We start from the raw sequence: 17404 nt of genomic DNA, 5'->3' as shown, positions 1-17404 counted from the left end.
GTGTGAAGGAACGATGAAGAAGAATATGACTAAATTTCATACCAATAAGGGAGCAGGTTATTTTATGATATTTTTCCTCCTGCTCTTTTTGCTGTTATTAGCCCGATTTTTTTACATACAATCAACAGGAACCGTTCATAATCAGGATTTAGATGCACTTGCTAAACAAAAGCATAGTAAAAAAGGAGTTCTTGAAGCGAACCGAGGAACCATTTATGATCAAAACGGTCATGTGTTAGCGCAAGACGCAAACTCTTACAAAATGGTAGCTGCACTAAAAGGTGCTAACTCAGTTGAGAATAAAGAAGATACTGCAAAGAAAATTGCAGGAGTACTTGGAAAAGGCGAAGAGGATATTTTAGCTTCTTTAAACAAGGAAGGTAGAAGTCAAGTCGAATTTGGAACGTTAGGCAAGGATTTGACGAAAGAAAAGAAGGAACAAATAGAAGCGTTGAAGTTGCCGGGAATATCTTTTATTACAGAAAATGCAAGGGTGTATCCAAACGGTGATTTTGCATCTTACGTTATAGGTCATGCAAAACCAAATGAGAATGGAACCTCGGTAGGTCAATTTGGCATAGAGAAAAGCTTGGATAAATACTTAAGTGCTTCGAATGGAGAAGTAGCATATACAGGTGATCGTAAAGGTGTGTCCCTTGATGGGGGGAAAGTTAATGTAAAGGCACCTAAAAATGGAGATAATGCTTATTTAACAATTGATCAACGTGTCCAAAGTTATTTAGAAGACGCGATGAAAGCAGCAAGTAAGCAATATGAGCCAGAAAGTTTAATAGGGATTGTTGCAGATCCGAAAACTGGGAAAATATTAGCGATGTCTACTAAACCTAGTTATGACCCTAATGATCGCCAAATTAAATATTTCTTCAATGACGCGATTGCCAATGCATTTGAACCTGGATCAACAATGAAAATTTTTACGTTAGCGGCAGCTATTAATGAAGGTGTGTACAAAGGACAAGATTATTATCAATCCGGGACATATCAAGTCGGAAATAGGAAAATAAAAGATCATAATGGCGGTGCTGGTTGGGGCTCTATCACGTTTGATGAAGGGGTAGAGCGTTCTTCAAACGTAGCGTTTGCAATTTTAGGAGATCAAAAACTTGGTCCAGAACGTTTCCGAAAATATATTCATAGTTTTGGATTAGATGAAAAAACGAACATTGATTTATCAGGTGAAGGATCGAATACAATTTTATTTGATCAGCAAATACAACAAGTGACAACAGCTTTTGGACAGGGTTCCACTGTAACACCAATTCAGCTTGTACAAGCTGCAACGGCCATTGCAAATGATGGGAAAATGATGAAACCTTATGCAATTGATAAAATTGTAGATCCGATAACAGACAAAGTAAAATTAGAACATAAGCCAGAAGAAGTAGGAAAACCTGTTACAAAGGAAACAGCAGCGCAAGTAAGACAGTTATTAGAACGTGTTGTTACATCTCCGAAAGGTACAGGGACAGCTTATAAAATTGATGGATATTCAGTTGGTGGTAAAACAGGTACAGCGCAAATTCCGGATGGAAAAGGCGGCTATATGACAGGAAGACAGAATTATATATTCTCATTCTTAGGTATGGCACCAATGGACGATCCACAACTTGTCGTGTATGTAGCTGTTAAACAGCCGAAATTAAAAGATGATGAGAACGGCGCACAACCTTTAGCTGATATTTTTAAATATGTAACAAAAAATAGTTTAGAGTATTTAAAGATTAAGCCAAATGAAGTGAAAGATCCGAAAAAGCATCTGAAAGAACAACAAACTACTGTTCCAGATGTAACTGGTAAAACGATGGCTGAAGCGGGGAAAGCGATTGATAAAGCAAAACTTCGTCCAATCGTACTAGGTGAAGGGAAAGTACAGCAACAAGTACCAAAAGCGACTGAACAAACATTAAAAGGCGACCGAGTCTTCTTGGTAGGAGATAAGCCTACAATGCCAAATATACAAGGATGGGCACTGCGTGATGTTATGAATTTAGCGAAGACATTACAGCTTAACTTGAAACCTTCTGGTACAGGATACGTAACAGAACAAAGTGTGGCGGAAGGAACATTATTACAACCTGGTACAGAATTAGGTGTCACACTCGTACCGCCACTCGAACCACAGCAAGAAGCAGAAAAGCCGTAATGGTAAAAGAGAATAAGTTCTAATTAAATAAGTACAAGCATATATTGGAACAAGCTAGGCGTAAGGGAGGCTTGTTCCGATATGCGTGTATCAAATGTAACAGTTAGAAAACGACTTATTTTTATACTTATATCAGGTATACTTATTTTCACTATTATCGATATTCGTCTTGGATATGTGCAATTTTTTCTTGGGAATATGTTAACGGATCGTGCGAAAGATTCATGGAGTCGTAATATTACTTTTGAACCCGAACGTGGGAAAATTTTAGACCGAAATGGTGTGGAACTTGCCACGAATAAAAGTGCTCCAACTGTCTTTGTTGTACCGAGGCAAATTGAAAAACCAGCAGAGACTGCAGAGAAGTTAGCTGCAGTATTAGGTGTGGAAAAAGATGAGATTTATAAAAGGATTACAAAAAAAGAATCGATTGTAAGGTTAGATAAAGGCGGAAGGAAAATATCACATGACAAAGCGAAAGAAGTACGAGGATTAAGTTTGAAGGGCGTGTATATCGCAGAGGATTCTATCCGGTACTATCCATTTGGAAACTTTTTATCACATGTATTAGGTTTTGCAGGTAGCGATAACCAAGGTCTTATGGGACTAGAAAAATATTATGATAAAGAGCTAAATGGGGACAAAGGTCATGTGCGTTTTTTTGCAGATGCGAAAGGACAAAGGATGCCTAATGTTGGTGATGATTTCAAAAAGCCAGAAGCTGGTTTAAATTTAGGATTAACAATCGATGCGCGTATTACAAGGATTATGGAAAGAGAAATGAATATTGCTGAGTCAACTTATAATCCTGACGGTATGATTGCGATTGCAATGAATCCTAAAAATGGTGAAATTTTAGGTATGTCTAGTCGACCGAGTTTTGACCCAGCGGATTTTCAAAGTGTCTCTCCAGAAGTGTATAACAGAAATCTACCTGTATGGAGTACGTATGAGCCTGGTTCAACATTTAAGATCATTACATTAGCTGCAGCATTGAATGAAAATTTAGTAGACTTAGAGAAGGATACGTTTTATGATGATGGAGCAGCTGAAGTAGGTGGAGCTAGATTGAAATGCTGGAAAGCAGGAGGTCATGGCAGTCAAACGTTTTTAGAAGTCGTTCAAAACTCATGTAACCCGGGATTTATTGAACTTGGTGATCGCCTTGGTAAAGACCGATTATTTAAATACATTCGTAATTTTGGTTTTGGGCAGAAGACTGGAATTGACTTGCAAGGTGAAGGCAGTGGGATTTTATTTAATTTAGATAAAGTTGGTCCAGTAGAGCAAGCAACAACTTCATTCGGCCAAGGGGTTTCTGTTACACCGATTCAACAAGTAGCAGCTGTAGCGGCGGCTGTAAATGGTGGAACATTGTATCAGCCGTATATAGCTAAGGAGTTTATTGATCCGAAAAATAATCAAGTTGTTAGTAAAAAGACACCTGTTGAGAAAAGAAAAGTTATTTCCAAGGAAACTTCAGAAAAAGTTCGTTATGCATTAGAGAATGTTGTAGCGAAAGGTTCTGGTAAAGGTGCTTATATTGATGGATATCGTGTAGGTGGAAAAACGGGTACTGCTCAAAAGGTGAAAGATGGTAAATATTTAGAGAATAATTATATAGTATCTTTTATCGGATTTGCTCCAGCGGATGATCCAGAGATTGTTGTGTATGTTGCTGTTGATAATCCAAAAGGGGTTACACAGTTTGGTGGAGTGGTAGCAGCTCCGATTGTTGGGAATATCCTTCGAGATGCGCTTCCTGTTATGGGAGTGAAACCGAGAAAAGAACAAGTTGAGAAAGAATATAAATGGGGCGATACACCAACTGTGGAAGTTCCGAATTTAATTGGAATGAAAAAGAAAGACTTACAAACACAACTCGTCGATTTGAAGCTTGATATAAGTGGAGATGGAGAGAAAGTAATTAAACAATCACCAGAAGCGGGAGCTAAAGTAAAAGAAGGCTCAAAAATTAGAATTTACTTCGGGAATTAAAGGTAACATAGTACGTTTTATGGTACAATTGGTGGAAGTGAGTTCTTTATAGAACAGTTACTTAATTTGAGACAGTAAGTGTCTCATTCATAAATAGGTCAGTAGCACTTACCTCCTTATATAGGAGGTAATGTGTTGCTTACTGAAAAAAGATAAATAAACAATGTAGAGAGGGTTTAGTGAAATGAAGTTGCATACACTTGTATCATGTTTGCATGATTTTCCAGTTGTTCCAAAAGAAAATCCAGAAATCACATCTATAGAAGCTGATTCACGTAAAGTGAAAGAGGGAAGCTTATTTGTATGTATGAAAGGATATACGGTTGATAGCCATGATTTTGCTAAGCAAGCAGCGGCACAAGGAGCGGCTGCTATTGTTGCGGAAAGACCAATTGATGTTGACGTTCCAGTTGTACTTGTGAAAAATACTTTTCGTTCGTTAGCGGTTTTAGCTGATTATTTTTATGGTCAACCGACACACAAGTTACATTTAATCGGAATTACAGGTACAAATGGAAAGACAACAACATCGCATATTATGGATGAGATTATGCGAGCACATGGTCATAAAACAGGGCTAATTGGAACGATTAATATGAAAATCGGTGATGAAACATTTGAGGTGAAAAATACAACACCAGATGCACTAACACTTCAACAGACGTTTTCAAAAATGGTTGAACAAGGTGTGGACAGCACGGTAATGGAAGTTTCGTCACATGCGTTAGATCTTGGTCGTGTACACGGATGTGATTACGATGTAGCGGTGTTTACGAATTTAACACAAGATCATTTAGACTATCATAAAACGATGGAAGAATATAAACATGCAAAAGGGTTACTATTTGCACAGCTTGGCAATAGTTATAATCATAATCGTGAAAAGTACGCTGTGCTCAATAGCGATGATAATGTAACAGAAGAGTATATGAGAAGTACTGCAGCAACAGTTGTAACATATGGTATTGATACAACAAGTGATATTATGGCAAAAAATATCGTTATGACGAGTGGCGGGACTACATTTACGCTTGTCACACCATATGAAAGTGTAAATGTTACGATGAAATTAATAGGTAAATTTAATGTATATAACGTACTTGCAGCAACAGCAGCAGGACTTGTTTCGGGTGTGAAATTAGAAACAATCATTGCTGTTATAAAGGATTTAGCTGGGGTTCCAGGACGTTTTGAAGTTGTTGATGGAGGGCAAAATTATACAGTTATTGTTGATTACGCACATACGCCAGATAGTTTAGAAAATGTATTAAAAACTGCAAAACAATTTGCAAAAGGTGATGTGTATTGTATCGTTGGTTGTGGTGGCGATAGGGACCGAACGAAGAGACCGATAATGGCAAGTGTTGCAACAAAATATGCAACTCATGCAATTTATACATCAGATAATCCAAGAAGTGAAGATCCAGCGGCTATTTTAGATGATATGGTACATGGTGCAAGCGGGAAAAATTATGAAATGATCATTGATAGAAAAGAAGCAATACATCATGCAATCGCTAAAGCGAAAGCAGATGATATCATTATTATTGCTGGTAAGGGGCATGAAACGTATCAAATTATTGGTAAAGAAGTTCATCATTTCGATGATCGTGAAGTTGCTAAAGAAGCAATTACAGGGCGTTTAAACAACGAAGAGTAACAACGTGAGAGGAGGACTACATGTGCTTGAGCAAGGTTTATTAGTAACGGCTGGGGTAGCATTCTTAATTTCTGTTGCCCTTTCGCCATTGTTTATTCCATTTTTAAGAAAATTAAAGTTCGGACAGAGTATTCGTGATGAGGGACCAAAGTCACATCAAAAAAAATCAGGGACACCGACAATGGGTGGTATCGTCATATACGTATCTATGATGGTAACTTCACTTATTATGGCGATTAAGTTTAATTATTTAGGTGCAGAGGTTTCGTTATTACTATTAGTGACGTTTGGTTACGGATTGATTGGATTTTTAGATGACTACATAAAGGTAGTTAAGAAGAGAAATCTTGGTTTAACATCAAAGCAAAAATTAGTAGGTCAGCTTGTTATTGCTATTGCATTCTTTTTAATTGGAAAAGGGCAAGCGTTCCACACATACATCATGATTCCGGGAACGGATGTTAAGTTTGAATTAGGTTGGGCGTATTTCGTACTTGTACTATTTATGCTTATTGGTGGATCAAATGCAGTTAACTTAACTGATGGTTTAGATGGTTTATTATCAGGAACAGCTGCTATTGCATTTGGAGCATTTAGTATTATTGCTGTGGCACAAGAGCAATTTGGAGTAGCGATATTCTGTATGGCAGTTGTAGGAGCTGTACTTGGATTTTTAGTATTCAATGCGAATCCAGCAAAAGTGTTTATGGGAGATACAGGTTCATTAGCTTTAGGTGGAGCCATTGCAGCTGTAGCGATTTTATTAAAACAAGAATTGCTACTTGTAATTATTGGCGGAGTATTCGTAATGGAAACTTTATCGGTTATCATTCAGGTCATTTCATTTAAAACAACAGGAAAACGTGTCTTTAAAATGAGTCCATTACACCATCACTATGAATTATGTGGTTGGTCAGAGTGGCGTGTTGTTGTGACGTTTTGGTCTGCAGGATTTTTATTAGCTGTGTTAGGAATTTATATCGGGGTGTGGATGTAATTGAAAACTGTAACTGAATTTCAAAATAAGAATATTCTTGTATTGGGCATTGCAAAAAGTGGTTATGCAGCAGCTACATTGTTACAAAAGTTAGGGGCAAATGTTATTGTAAATGACGGAAAGCCTTTAGCAGAGAATGTACTTGCTGCAGAATTACAAGCAAAAGGAATGGACGTTGTATGCGGTGGTCATCCTTTAGAATTATTAGAGAGAAATATTTCTCTTGTAGTAAAAAATCCAGGAATCCCGTATTCTAATCCAATATTAGTTGCTGCGAAAGAAAAGCAAATTCCGATTGTTACGGAAGTTGAATTAGCATATCGTATTTCAGAAGCACCATTTGTTGGGATTACGGGGTCTAACGGTAAAACGACGACGACAATGCTGACATTTGAAATGCTAAAAGAAGGACAAAAGCATCCTGTAATTGCAGGGAACATTGGAACTGTAGCGTGTGAAGTAGCACAGGATGCAAAAGAAAATGAAGTTGTAGTTACAGAACTTTCATCGTTTCAATTGATGGGAGTAGAATTGTTCCAACCTAAAATTGCTGCGTTTTTAAATTTATTTGAGGCCCACTTAGATTATCATGGGACGAAGAAAGAATATGGTTTAGCAAAAGCAAATATTTTTAAAAACCAAACAGAAAATGATTATAGTGTAATAAATGCGGATGATGCAGATGTGATGGCTTTGTCTGCGTATTCTAAAGGTCAAAAAATCCTGTTTTCGACAACGAAAGAAATTGAAGATGGTGCGTGTATAAAAGATAACGCTCTTTATTTCAAAGGTGAAAAAGTTATTGAAGTAAGCGATATCGTTTTACCTGGTCAACATAATCTAGAAAATATTTTAGCTGCGATGAGTATTGCGAAATTATTAGGTACTTCTAATGAAGCAATTACGGTCGTGTTAAAACGTTTTACGGGTGTAAAACATCGTTTAGAATATGTAACAACGATTAACAACCGTAAGTTTTATAATGATTCAAAAGCAACGAATATGTTAGCGACTGAGAAAGCACTATCTGCGTTTACACAACCGATTGTGTTACTAGCAGGTGGGCTTGATCGCGGAAATGAATTCGATGATTTAATTCCGTATTTCAAAAATGTAAAAGCGATTGTAACATTTGGACAAACAGCTCCTAAACTAGTAAGAGCGGCAGAAAAAGCGGGATTAGATATAATTGAAAGTGTCGATACTTTAGATGAAGCAGTGGTGAAAGCTTATGCTCATTCTAAAGATGGTGATGTCGTTCTTCTTTCTCCAGCGTGTGCAAGCTGGGATCAATTTAAAACATTTGAAGAAAGAGGAGACATTTTTATACAAGCTGTGCATAAACTTATATAAAGTAAATCAAAACATCAGTAGGCTAACACCTACTGATGTTTTGTTACATAGGGCAAAAGGTTCTGCCTAAAGAGGTGGTGTTTGTGGGTAATGAAGAAAACGCCTGATTTTATTCTCATCATCGTAACACTTTCATTGTTGACAATCGGAATGATTATGGTTTATAGTGCGAGTGCAGTTTGGGCCTCTTATAAAATGGGGGACTCATTCTTTTTTGCAAAAAGACAATTACTGTTTGCGGGTCTTGGTGTAGTAGCTATGTTTTTTATTATGAAAATTGATTATTGGGTGTGGCGTACGTATTCAAAAGTGATTTTGCTAGTTTGCTTCATTCTTCTTATTCTCGTTCTTATTCCTGGAGTAGGTCTTGTTCGAGGAGGAGCACGAAGTTGGATTGGAATCGGGGCATTTTCGATTCAGCCGTCAGAATTTATGAAGTTTGCGATGATTATTTTCTTGGCAAAGTTTTTAGCAGAACGGCAAAAATTGATTACATCTTTTAAACGTGGTTTATTACCGGCTCTTAGTTTTGTGTTTCTTGCTTTTGGGATGATTATGTTACAGCCAGACCTTGGGACAGGAACGGTAATGGTTGGGACATGTATCATTATGATATTCATTTCGGGAGCGAGAGTTTTTCACTTTGCAATGTTTGGTTTGATTGGTGTAGCAGGATTTGTAGGGTTAATTGCATCAGCACCGTATCGAATGAAACGCATTACATCATATTTAGATCCGTGGTCAGATCCGCTCGGGAGTGGATTTCAAATTATCCAATCATTACTTGCAATTGGACCTGGTGGATTATTTGGGCTTGGACTTGGACAAAGTAGACAAAAATTTCTTTATTTACCTGAACCACAAACTGACTTTATATTTGCGATCTTATCCGAGGAATTAGGTTTTATTGGTGGTTCATTTGTGTTATTATTATTTAGTCTATTATTATGGCGCGGGATTCGTATCGCATTAGGAGCGCCAGATTTATATGGTACGTTTTTAGCAGTAGGTATTGTGGCGATGATTGCGATTCAAGTAATGATTAATGTTGGTGTTGTAACAGGACTAATGCCTGTTACGGGTATTACCTTGCCGTTTTTAAGTTATGGTGGATCAAGTTTGACATTAATGTTAATGGCAGTAGGTGTATTATTAAATATAAGTCGCCATTCTCGCTACTAAACCCTGTTTATAAGACAGGGTTTTTCGTATGTGTGTAAAAATGCAATATGTATATAGAAATAAATATAATGGAAATAAGAAAAGAGAAGCGGAGGAGTTAGTAGTGCGTGTATTAGTGAGTGGTGGGGGTACTGGTGGTCATATTTATCCAGCTCTTGCTTTAATTAGAGAAATAAAAAAGTTAAATCCAGAAGCAAGATTTTTATATATTGGTACGGAAAATGGACTAGAGAGTACAATCGTTCCAAAAGCAGGTATACCATTTCAATCTATTGTTATAAGTGGATTTAAACGAAAAATATCATTAGATAATGTGAAAACAGTAATGCGTTTTCTAAAAGGTGTACAGGATAGTAAACGATATATTCGTCGTTTTAATCCGGATATCGTAATTGGAACGGGTGGATATGTATGTGGACCAGTTGTATACGCTGCAGCCAAATTAGGTATTCCAACTATTGTACATGAACAAAATAGTGTACCAGGTGTAACGAACAAGTTTTTAAGCCGTTATGTTGATAAAGTTGCTGTTTGTTTTGAAGCAGCTATAGAGCATTTTCCGGAGTCAAAAGTGGTAATGACAGGTAATCCACGAGCATCAGAGGTAATGGAACAAAATGGAATGAAGGGGAAACGTTCAGTTGGGCTTTCTCTTCCTAAAAAGTCTGTACTTATATTTGGTGGAAGTCGTGGGGCTAGACCGATTAACGATGCCTTCGTTGAAGCAATTGAACAGTTTGGGAACAAAAGCTACGAAATACTATATGTAACAGGTGAAGTACATTATGACAAAGTGATGGAAGCCGTGAAGCAAAAAGGGAACCCAAGCAATGTTATTATTAAGCCGTTCATTCATAATATGCCAGAGGTACTAACTGGTGTAGACCTTGTTGTTTCAAGGGCTGGGGCAACAACACTTGCAGAATTAACAGCGTTAGGAAAACCAAGTGTGTTAATACCGAGTCCGTATGTAACAAATAATCATCAGGAAAAGAATGCACGTTCAGTTGTTGATAAAGGAGCGGCAAAAATGTTACTTGAAAAAGATTTAACAGCTGAAACGCTTATTCGTGATATTGATGAGATTTTATTAGATGCACAAACATTACAAAATATGAAGCTAGCTGCTAAGCAACTAGGTATTCCAGATGCAGCAAATAAGCTGTATGAAGTAATGAATAAACTTGTAAAAAAATAAAGTGAGGCTTTAATCAGTGGGGAGTGATTCTCTCTCTTTGATTATTACCTTTCACTAATCGGATGTTTACTGGTATCCTCATTCCGCCTAATTTCTTTGTTATCACCTAATTTTGATTTAGGAGCTGTACTGCCCGTAAATAGAGGGATAACGTTAGGTGAACGCCCTGCATATTATTGTCATAAGGAGACTTAATATGGGGGAGATTGTCTATGGAACAATTAGTAAATGAGCTTATAGAAGCAGACGTTGGTCGTGTTTTGGTTAACGAGCCGTTAGCACGTTATACAACTATGAAAATAGGTGGCCCAGCGGATATTTTAATTGTGCCAAAGCATGTAGCCGGTATTGAAAAAACATTACAGTTAGTAAAGCAATACAAAACGAAGTGGACTGTAATTGGTCGCGGTTCAAACCTTCTTGTATCTGATCAAGGCATAGAAGGTGTTGTTATTCGTTTAGGAGAAGGATTAGATCACTTAGAGGTCGAAAAACATAAGGTAAGAGTTGGTAGTGGGTATCCTCTTATTAAATTGTCAACTTTACTTAGTCGTCAAGGGTTAGCTGGATTGGAGTTTGCAAGCGGTATTCCAGGAAGTGTCGGTGGTGCAGTATATATGAATGCAGGTGCACATAAATCGGATATATCGAGTGTATTATCGAAGGCTCTCATTCTGTTTGAAGACGGTGCAATTGACTGGTTAACGAATAAAGAACTGGAGTTTTCTTATCGGGCATCTGTATTGCAAACGAAACGTCCTGGTATTGTTTTAGAGGCGGTGTTTCAATTACAGGCGGGGAAACGTGAAGAAATTGTACGTAGCATGCAAAATAATAAAGATTACCGCCGTGAAACGCAACCATGGAATCACCCGTGTGCAGGAAGTGTATTTCGGAATCCAATCCCGCATTTTGCAGGAGATTTAGTAGAAAAAGCAGGGCTTCGTGGCTATAGGATTGGTGGAGCTCAAATTTCTGAAATGCATGGCAATTTTATTGTTAATACTGGGGGAGCTTCAGCGCAAGATGTATTGTCTTTAATTGAATTAATAAAACATACAATTAAGGATAAATTTGATGTAGATATGCACACAGAAGTAGAAATCATTGGAAGATAACGGTTATTCGTTCCGCTCATTATCATTTATGTTATAATAAGAAGATAAGAACGGCATGAGGAACATGCCGTTCTTTATGTTACATAGGGGGATCGTACATGAATAATAGTAAAGTGATTAAACTACAAGATCGTGTACCAAAATTGAAAAATCAAAAGAAAAAAAACAAAAAAAATGTTAATCATCGATTGATTTTATACATATCAATTTTATTTTTATTAGTGCTCTTTTTAATTTATTTTCGGTCTCCGCTTAGTAATATAAAAAAGATTAGTGTGTTTGGAAATCACTATATGACGGATGAACAAGTAATGAAGGATTCAGGCGTGACATATGATACAAGTTATTTCCGAGTGACAGCACATAAAGCTGAAGAAAACTTAACGAAGCGAAAAGAAATTAAAGCAGTAAATGTAAAAAAACGTTTTCCAAACAATATTGATATTCATATCGAAGAATATTTAACGATTGGTTATATAAATAAAGAGGGAAAATTACAACCGTTATTAGAGAATGGAAAAACGCTTGATGTACTACCTAACGGAAAACTTCCTGTTGCAGCACCGATTTTCGAACCTTTTAAAGAAGAGAAAATGAAGGAGTTAATCGCTGAACTAGAAAAATTAACACCAGCTATTTTAAAATCTATTTCGGAGATTCGCTATTCACCAACGAATGCGAATGAAGATCATCTTACTTTATATATGAATGAAGGTTATGAAGTGAGCACTACAATTCAAAATTTCGCAAAACGTATGGAAGCCTATCCGCTTATTTTAAAAACAATTGAGCCAGGTAAGAAGGTATTAATTGACTTAGAAGTAGGTGCATATACGAAAGAATTAGGTGCGGAAGAAAAAAAAGAATAGAATGGTAGTTTTCGTTACTTATAGCAGAAAAAACGAAACGAATGTTCTATTATGTGTATACGAATTTAGAAGAATGGTTCATTTGATGAAAAATATGTAAAAATTCTTAGATTCATACTAGTATTGGTACAAGTTTCACTTTTCTATGAGTACATCTTAGTGTAGACTTATACTTGGCGGTAAACTTTACACTCGAAATAGAATTATTTCAAGATAAGCAGTTATTCATAGTTTACTGCGATATTCTTAATTGAATGCTAAATAAAAATAAGAAAAATATAGGGTTAAAAAAGGGAAACGTATAAAGACGTTGAATATTTTTCTTATAAATAGTAAAGTTGCGATTGTTGTTCCATATATTGAGTTGTATGGTATAAATAAAGAAGGAGGTGCCAAAGAATGAACAGCAATGAAATATATGTTAGTCTTGACATCGGTACATCCAATGTTAAAGTCATCATTGGTGAAATGGTTAATGACAGCTTAAACATTATTGGTGTTGGAAATGTAAAATCAAATGGTTTAAAGAAGGGATCGATAGTTGATATAGACGAGACTGTTCGATCAATTAAAAAAGCAATTGAACAAGCTGAGCGCATGGTGGGGATCCACATTGAGCAAGTTGTAGTAGGTGTCAATGCAAACCAGGTACAGCTACTTCCTTGTCACGGAGTAGTCGCTGTTTCAAATGAAGATCGTGAAATCGGGAATGAAGATGTCTTACGCGTTCTAGATGCAGCACAAGTTGTGTCAATTGCTCCAGAACGTGAGTTTATTGATGTGGTACCTCGACAGTTCATCGTAGACGGTCTTGACGAGATTAACGATCCACGCGGGATGATCGGTGTAAGATTAGAAATGGAAGGTACACTTATTACAGGCTCGAGAACTTTACTACATAACCTACTTCGTTGTGTAGAAAAAGCAGGTCTTGAAATTGTTGATATTTGTCTTCAACCTTTAGCGGCTGCAACAGTTGCAATATCTTCAGATGAAAAAAATAGAGGAGTAGCCCTTGTTGATATGGGGGGAGGATCTACAACTTTATCTATTTTTAAAGATGGAGAGTTACAAGCGACAAGCGTATTACCATTAGGTGGAGACCATATAACGAAAGATATTGCGATTGGGTTGAAAACTTCAACAGAAAATGCAGATCAAATTAAGTTGAAATATGGACATGCTTTTTATGATACAGCATCTGAAGAAGAGATGTTTACGGTTCCTATTATGGGAAGTGATCAAACAGAACAATATTCTCAGTTGGAATTATCGGATATAATAGAGGCTCGTGTAGAGGAAATTTTAATGTTTGTTCAAGATGAAGTGCGTAAGTTAGGAGTAAAGCAAGTGGCTTCTGGTTATGTACTAACTGGCGGAATTGCTTCTATGCCAGGTGTTCTTGATCTTGCATATGATATTTTACATGAAAATGTTCGTGTAGCAACTCCTGATTATATTGGTGTGCGTGAGCCCCAATATACAAGTGGAGTTGGATTAATTAAACATTCTTATCAAAAAGCTAAATTACGTGGGAAAAATGTGCAGGAAAAGCAAGAGCATTTTGAACCAGTACCAGCACCAGCACCAACGCCGGTACAACAGCAACCCACGAAACAAAAAACTCGTAATCAAAACAATAATAATCAAAATGATGACCGCATGATGTCAAAAGTAAAACGTGTATTCCGTTATTTATGGGATTAAAATTGGACACGAAAAATGAGGTTCTAGGGGGATTTCGACATGTTAGAGTTTGATACTACTCAAGATCAATTAGCGAATATAAAAGTTATCGGTGTCGGCGGTGGCGGAAACAATGCTGTAAACCGTATGATTGAACACGGTGTACAAGGTGTAGACTTTATCGCTGTGAACACTGATGCACAAGCATTAAATCTATCAAAAGCTGAAACAAAAATGCAAATTGGTGGAAAATTAACGCGTGGACTTGGTGCAGGCGCAAACCCTGAAGTAGGGAAAAAAGCTGCAGAAGAAAGTAAAGAACAGATCCAAGAAGCACTTCGTGGTGCGGATATGGTCTTCGTAACTGCCGGTATGGGCGGTGGAACTGGAACTGGTGCAGCTCCAGTTGTTGCTCAAGTTGCAAAAGAATTAGGTGCTTTAACAGTAGGTGTTGTAACACGTCCATTTACTTTTGAAGGACGTAAGCGTGCGACGCAAGCAGCATCTGGTATTGCAGCATTTAAAGAAAATGTAGATACTCTTATTGTAATTCCAAACGATCGCTTATTAGAGATTGTTGATAAAAATACGCCAATGTTAGAAGCATTCCGTGAAGCTGATAACGTATTACGTCAAGGTGTTCAAGGTATTTCGGATTTAATTGCAACGCCAGGTTTAATTAACTTAGACTTTGCAGACGTAAAGACAATTATGTCTAATAGAGGTTCTGCTTTAATGGGTATTGGTTCTGGTAATGGGGAAAATCGTGCTGCAGAAGCTGCGAAAAAAGCGATTTCTAGCCCATTACTAGAAACATCTATTGATGGAGCTCAAGGTGTTATCATGAACATTACGGGTGGCGCTAACTTAAGCTTATATGAAGTACAAGAAGCGGCAGACATCGTAGCTTCAGCTTCAGATCCAGAAGTAAATATGATCTTCGGTTCTGTTATTAACGAAGGATTAAAAGATGATATCGTTGTAACTGTAATTGCAACTGGTTTTGATGATAGCATTGCAACTCAACCACCAAAACCAATTATTCGTCCGAATGCGAACCACACGCAACAACAGCAACAACCAGTAGCTCAACCTTCAAAACAGCGTGAAGTAAAACGTGAAATGAAGCGTGAAGAGCCAGTTGTACATGAGCGTCATTCAGATTCAGATGATATCGATATTCCAGCATTTTTACGTAACCGTCGTAGACGATAAAAAAAGGAGCTTTCATGCTCCTTTTTATTTTTTATGGAAAAGACCTGCTAAGCAGGTCTTTTTTTATTTCGTATATTTCAATATATTTTGTTTGTGAAAATAAGAGTATATCATTCTATGAATTTGTACTTTTATTTTTTACCGACAGATTATGTCTAGAAATCACAAAATAACAAAAAAACACCTCCGCAAATTGACACACTTTCCTATTGGATATGCATTATACTAGTCTCAACTTGAAAAAAGAGGTGAATTGTTTGGTTGTTTACGCCGACGTTGTTTGGTTGTTAAACGCCTGCATTGATTTTCTTTTGCTTTTATTAACAGCTACCGTGTTAAAAAAGAAAATCAAAAGATGGAGGCTTGTGTTAGGGGCATTTATAGGTTCAACTATTGTTATTTTTGCCTTTACTCCTTTTGCTTCTATGATGACACATCCAATTATGAAACTACTGTACTCGTTACTTATTGTGTATACAGCATTTGGGTTTACGACATTTAGAAATTATGCACAAACTGTTTTTACTTTTTACTTTGTAACCTTTATGGTTGGCGGAGGATTAATTGGAACTCATTTCTTTTTGCAAACGAATGAAATGGTAAATGGATTGGTTCAATCTCAGTCAATTTCTTACGGTGATCCAATTAGTTGGTTATTTGTTATTTTTGGTTTTCCAGTAATTTATTATTTTTCTAAAAAGCGTATTGAAAGCGTAGAGGTCACGAAAATACACTATGATCAAATTGTGAAAGTAAAAATTCAATTAGCCGAAGAAGAACTAGAACTCGCAGGTCTTATTGACAGTGGGAACCAACTTTATGACCCATTAACAAAAACACCTGTTATGATTATGCATGTTTCATCATTAGAACATTGCTTACCATCTTGGTTAACAGAACAAATTTATTCCAAAACAGAAATTCCTCAAATACCAGAAAATGATTCTGGTTGGGCGACCAAATTACGCTTAATTCCTTTCCGTGCAGTAGGAGTAGAGAGTCAATTTTTGTGGGCAATTAAGCCTGACAGTGTGCAAGTTGACCATGAAGGTAGTTCTATTGTTGTAAACAAAGTGTTAATTGGATTAAATACACAACAGCTGTCTACTAATGGGGAGTATCAATGTATTGTGCATCCAAAAATGTTGATTTCGCAAAAAATGGTGATCGCTTAATAAATGAGAGGCGGGATAATATGATGAAATTAAAATTTTATTTAGTATACCTTTGGTATAAAGTATTGCTGAAATTAGGAATTAAGACCGATGAAATTTATTATATTGGTGGAAGTGAAGCGTTGCCACCACCGTTAACAAAAGAAGAAGAGGAAGTTCTTTTGAATAAATTGCCAAAAGGAGATCAGGCAGCAAGGGCATTACTTATTGAACGTAACTTAAGGCTCGTTGTATATATAGCAAGAAAGTTTGAAAATACAGGGATAAATATTGAAGATTTGATTAGTATAGGAACAATCGGCCTTATTAAAGCGGTAAATACATTTAATCCAGAAAAGAAAATAAAATTAGCAACATATGCATCGCGTTGTATAGAAAATGAAATTTTAATGCATTTACGTCGAAATAACAAAAATCGTTCGGAAGTTTCTTTTGATGAACCACTAAACATTGATTGGGATGGGAATGAACTGTTATTGTCTGACGTGTTAGGTACAGATGATGATATTATTACAAAAGATTTAGAAGCTACTGTAGATCGTCACCTTTTAATGAAAGCATTACACCAATTAAATGATCGTGAAAAACAAATTATGGAACTTCGGTTTGGGCTTGCTGGAGGAGAGGAAAAGACGCAAAAAGATGTGGCTGATATGCTTGGGATTTCACAGTCATACATTTCGCGTTTAGAAAAAAGAATTATAAAAAGATTACGAAAAGAATTTAATAAAATGGTGTAAAGAATAAGACCAGCCGTTATGTAGGCTGGTCTTATTCTATTTAGTTGTA

At 36.6% G+C, this 17404-nt stretch carries 13 protein-coding genes; all 13 read left to right on the top strand.

Going from position 1 to position 17404, the window contains the following annotated elements:
• Positions 1-13 precede the first annotated feature (13 nt).
• The 13 genes from C3Y97_RS19780 to sigE all read left to right on the top strand — a co-directional run bounded on the left by C3Y97_RS19780 (position 14) and on the right by sigE (position 17355).
• Positions 14-2164 (top strand): penicillin-binding protein, encoded by a 2151-nt coding sequence (locus C3Y97_RS19780; protein ID WP_000739960.1) that lies wholly within the window; start codon positions 14-16, stop codon positions 2162-2164.
• 81 nt (positions 2165-2245) lie between these two features.
• Complete coding sequence (locus C3Y97_RS19775) at positions 2246-4162, top strand: stage V sporulation protein D (protein ID WP_001266234.1); 1917 nt, start codon at positions 2246-2248, stop codon at positions 4160-4162.
• Between the two features lie 184 nt (positions 4163-4346).
• The gene (gene murE, locus C3Y97_RS19770; RefSeq protein ID WP_000766313.1) at positions 4347-5822 is read left to right on the top strand and encodes a UDP-N-acetylmuramoyl-L-alanyl-D-glutamate--2,6-diaminopimelate ligase; all 1476 of its coding nucleotides are present in this window, start codon (positions 4347-4349) and stop codon (positions 5820-5822) included.
• A 22-nt stretch (positions 5823-5844) separates the two neighbouring features.
• Entirely contained in the window at positions 5845-6819 is a 975-nt protein-coding gene (mraY, locus tag C3Y97_RS19765; protein WP_000893060.1) for a phospho-N-acetylmuramoyl-pentapeptide-transferase, read from the top strand.
• The gene (murD, locus tag C3Y97_RS19760; RefSeq protein WP_000860115.1) at positions 6820-8172 is read left to right on the top strand and encodes a UDP-N-acetylmuramoyl-L-alanine--D-glutamate ligase; all 1353 of its coding nucleotides are present in this window, start codon (positions 6820-6822) and stop codon (positions 8170-8172) included.
• Between the two features lie 90 nt (positions 8173-8262).
• On the top strand, positions 8263-9354 hold the full coding sequence (gene spoVE / locus C3Y97_RS19755) for a stage V sporulation protein E (protein WP_000753520.1): 1092 nt from the start codon (positions 8263-8265) through the stop codon (positions 9352-9354).
• A gap of 103 nt (positions 9355-9457) precedes the next feature.
• Entirely contained in the window at positions 9458-10552 is a 1095-nt protein-coding gene (gene murG / locus C3Y97_RS19750; protein ID WP_025689214.1) for an undecaprenyldiphospho-muramoylpentapeptide beta-N-acetylglucosaminyltransferase, read from the top strand.
• A 212-nt stretch (positions 10553-10764) separates the two neighbouring features.
• The gene (gene murB / locus C3Y97_RS19745; protein WP_000437020.1) at positions 10765-11670 is read left to right on the top strand and encodes a UDP-N-acetylmuramate dehydrogenase; all 906 of its coding nucleotides are present in this window, start codon (positions 10765-10767) and stop codon (positions 11668-11670) included.
• A gap of 98 nt (positions 11671-11768) precedes the next feature.
• The gene (gene divIB / locus C3Y97_RS19740; protein ID WP_001065793.1) at positions 11769-12539 is read left to right on the top strand and encodes a cell division protein DivIB; all 771 of its coding nucleotides are present in this window, start codon (positions 11769-11771) and stop codon (positions 12537-12539) included.
• 399 nt (positions 12540-12938) lie between these two features.
• A complete protein-coding gene (ftsA, locus tag C3Y97_RS19735; protein ID WP_001087558.1) occupies positions 12939-14246 on the top strand; it encodes a cell division protein FtsA in 1308 nt (435 codons plus the stop codon).
• A 39-nt stretch (positions 14247-14285) separates the two neighbouring features.
• Positions 14286-15440: a cell division protein FtsZ gene (ftsZ, locus tag C3Y97_RS19730; RefSeq protein ID WP_000888984.1), complete on the top strand. Its 1155-nt coding sequence runs from the start codon at positions 14286-14288 to the stop codon at positions 15438-15440.
• 257 nt (positions 15441-15697) lie between these two features.
• Positions 15698-16615: a sigma-E processing peptidase SpoIIGA gene (gene spoIIGA, locus C3Y97_RS19725; protein WP_000261975.1), complete on the top strand. Its 918-nt coding sequence runs from the start codon at positions 15698-15700 to the stop codon at positions 16613-16615.
• 20 nt (positions 16616-16635) lie between these two features.
• Positions 16636-17355, top strand: a complete 720-nt coding sequence (gene sigE / locus C3Y97_RS19720) for an RNA polymerase sporulation sigma factor SigE (RefSeq protein ID WP_121868111.1) — start codon at positions 16636-16638, stop codon at positions 17353-17355.
• Positions 17356-17404: the final 49 nt, after the last annotated feature.

This window comes from Bacillus sp. DU-106, assembly GCF_004799705.1.
GTDB lineage: Bacteria > Bacillota > Bacilli > Bacillales > Bacillaceae_G > Bacillus_A > Bacillus_A cereus.
Note: the sequence above shows the minus strand (reverse complement) of the source record. Positions and strands in the feature narration are given on the sequence as shown.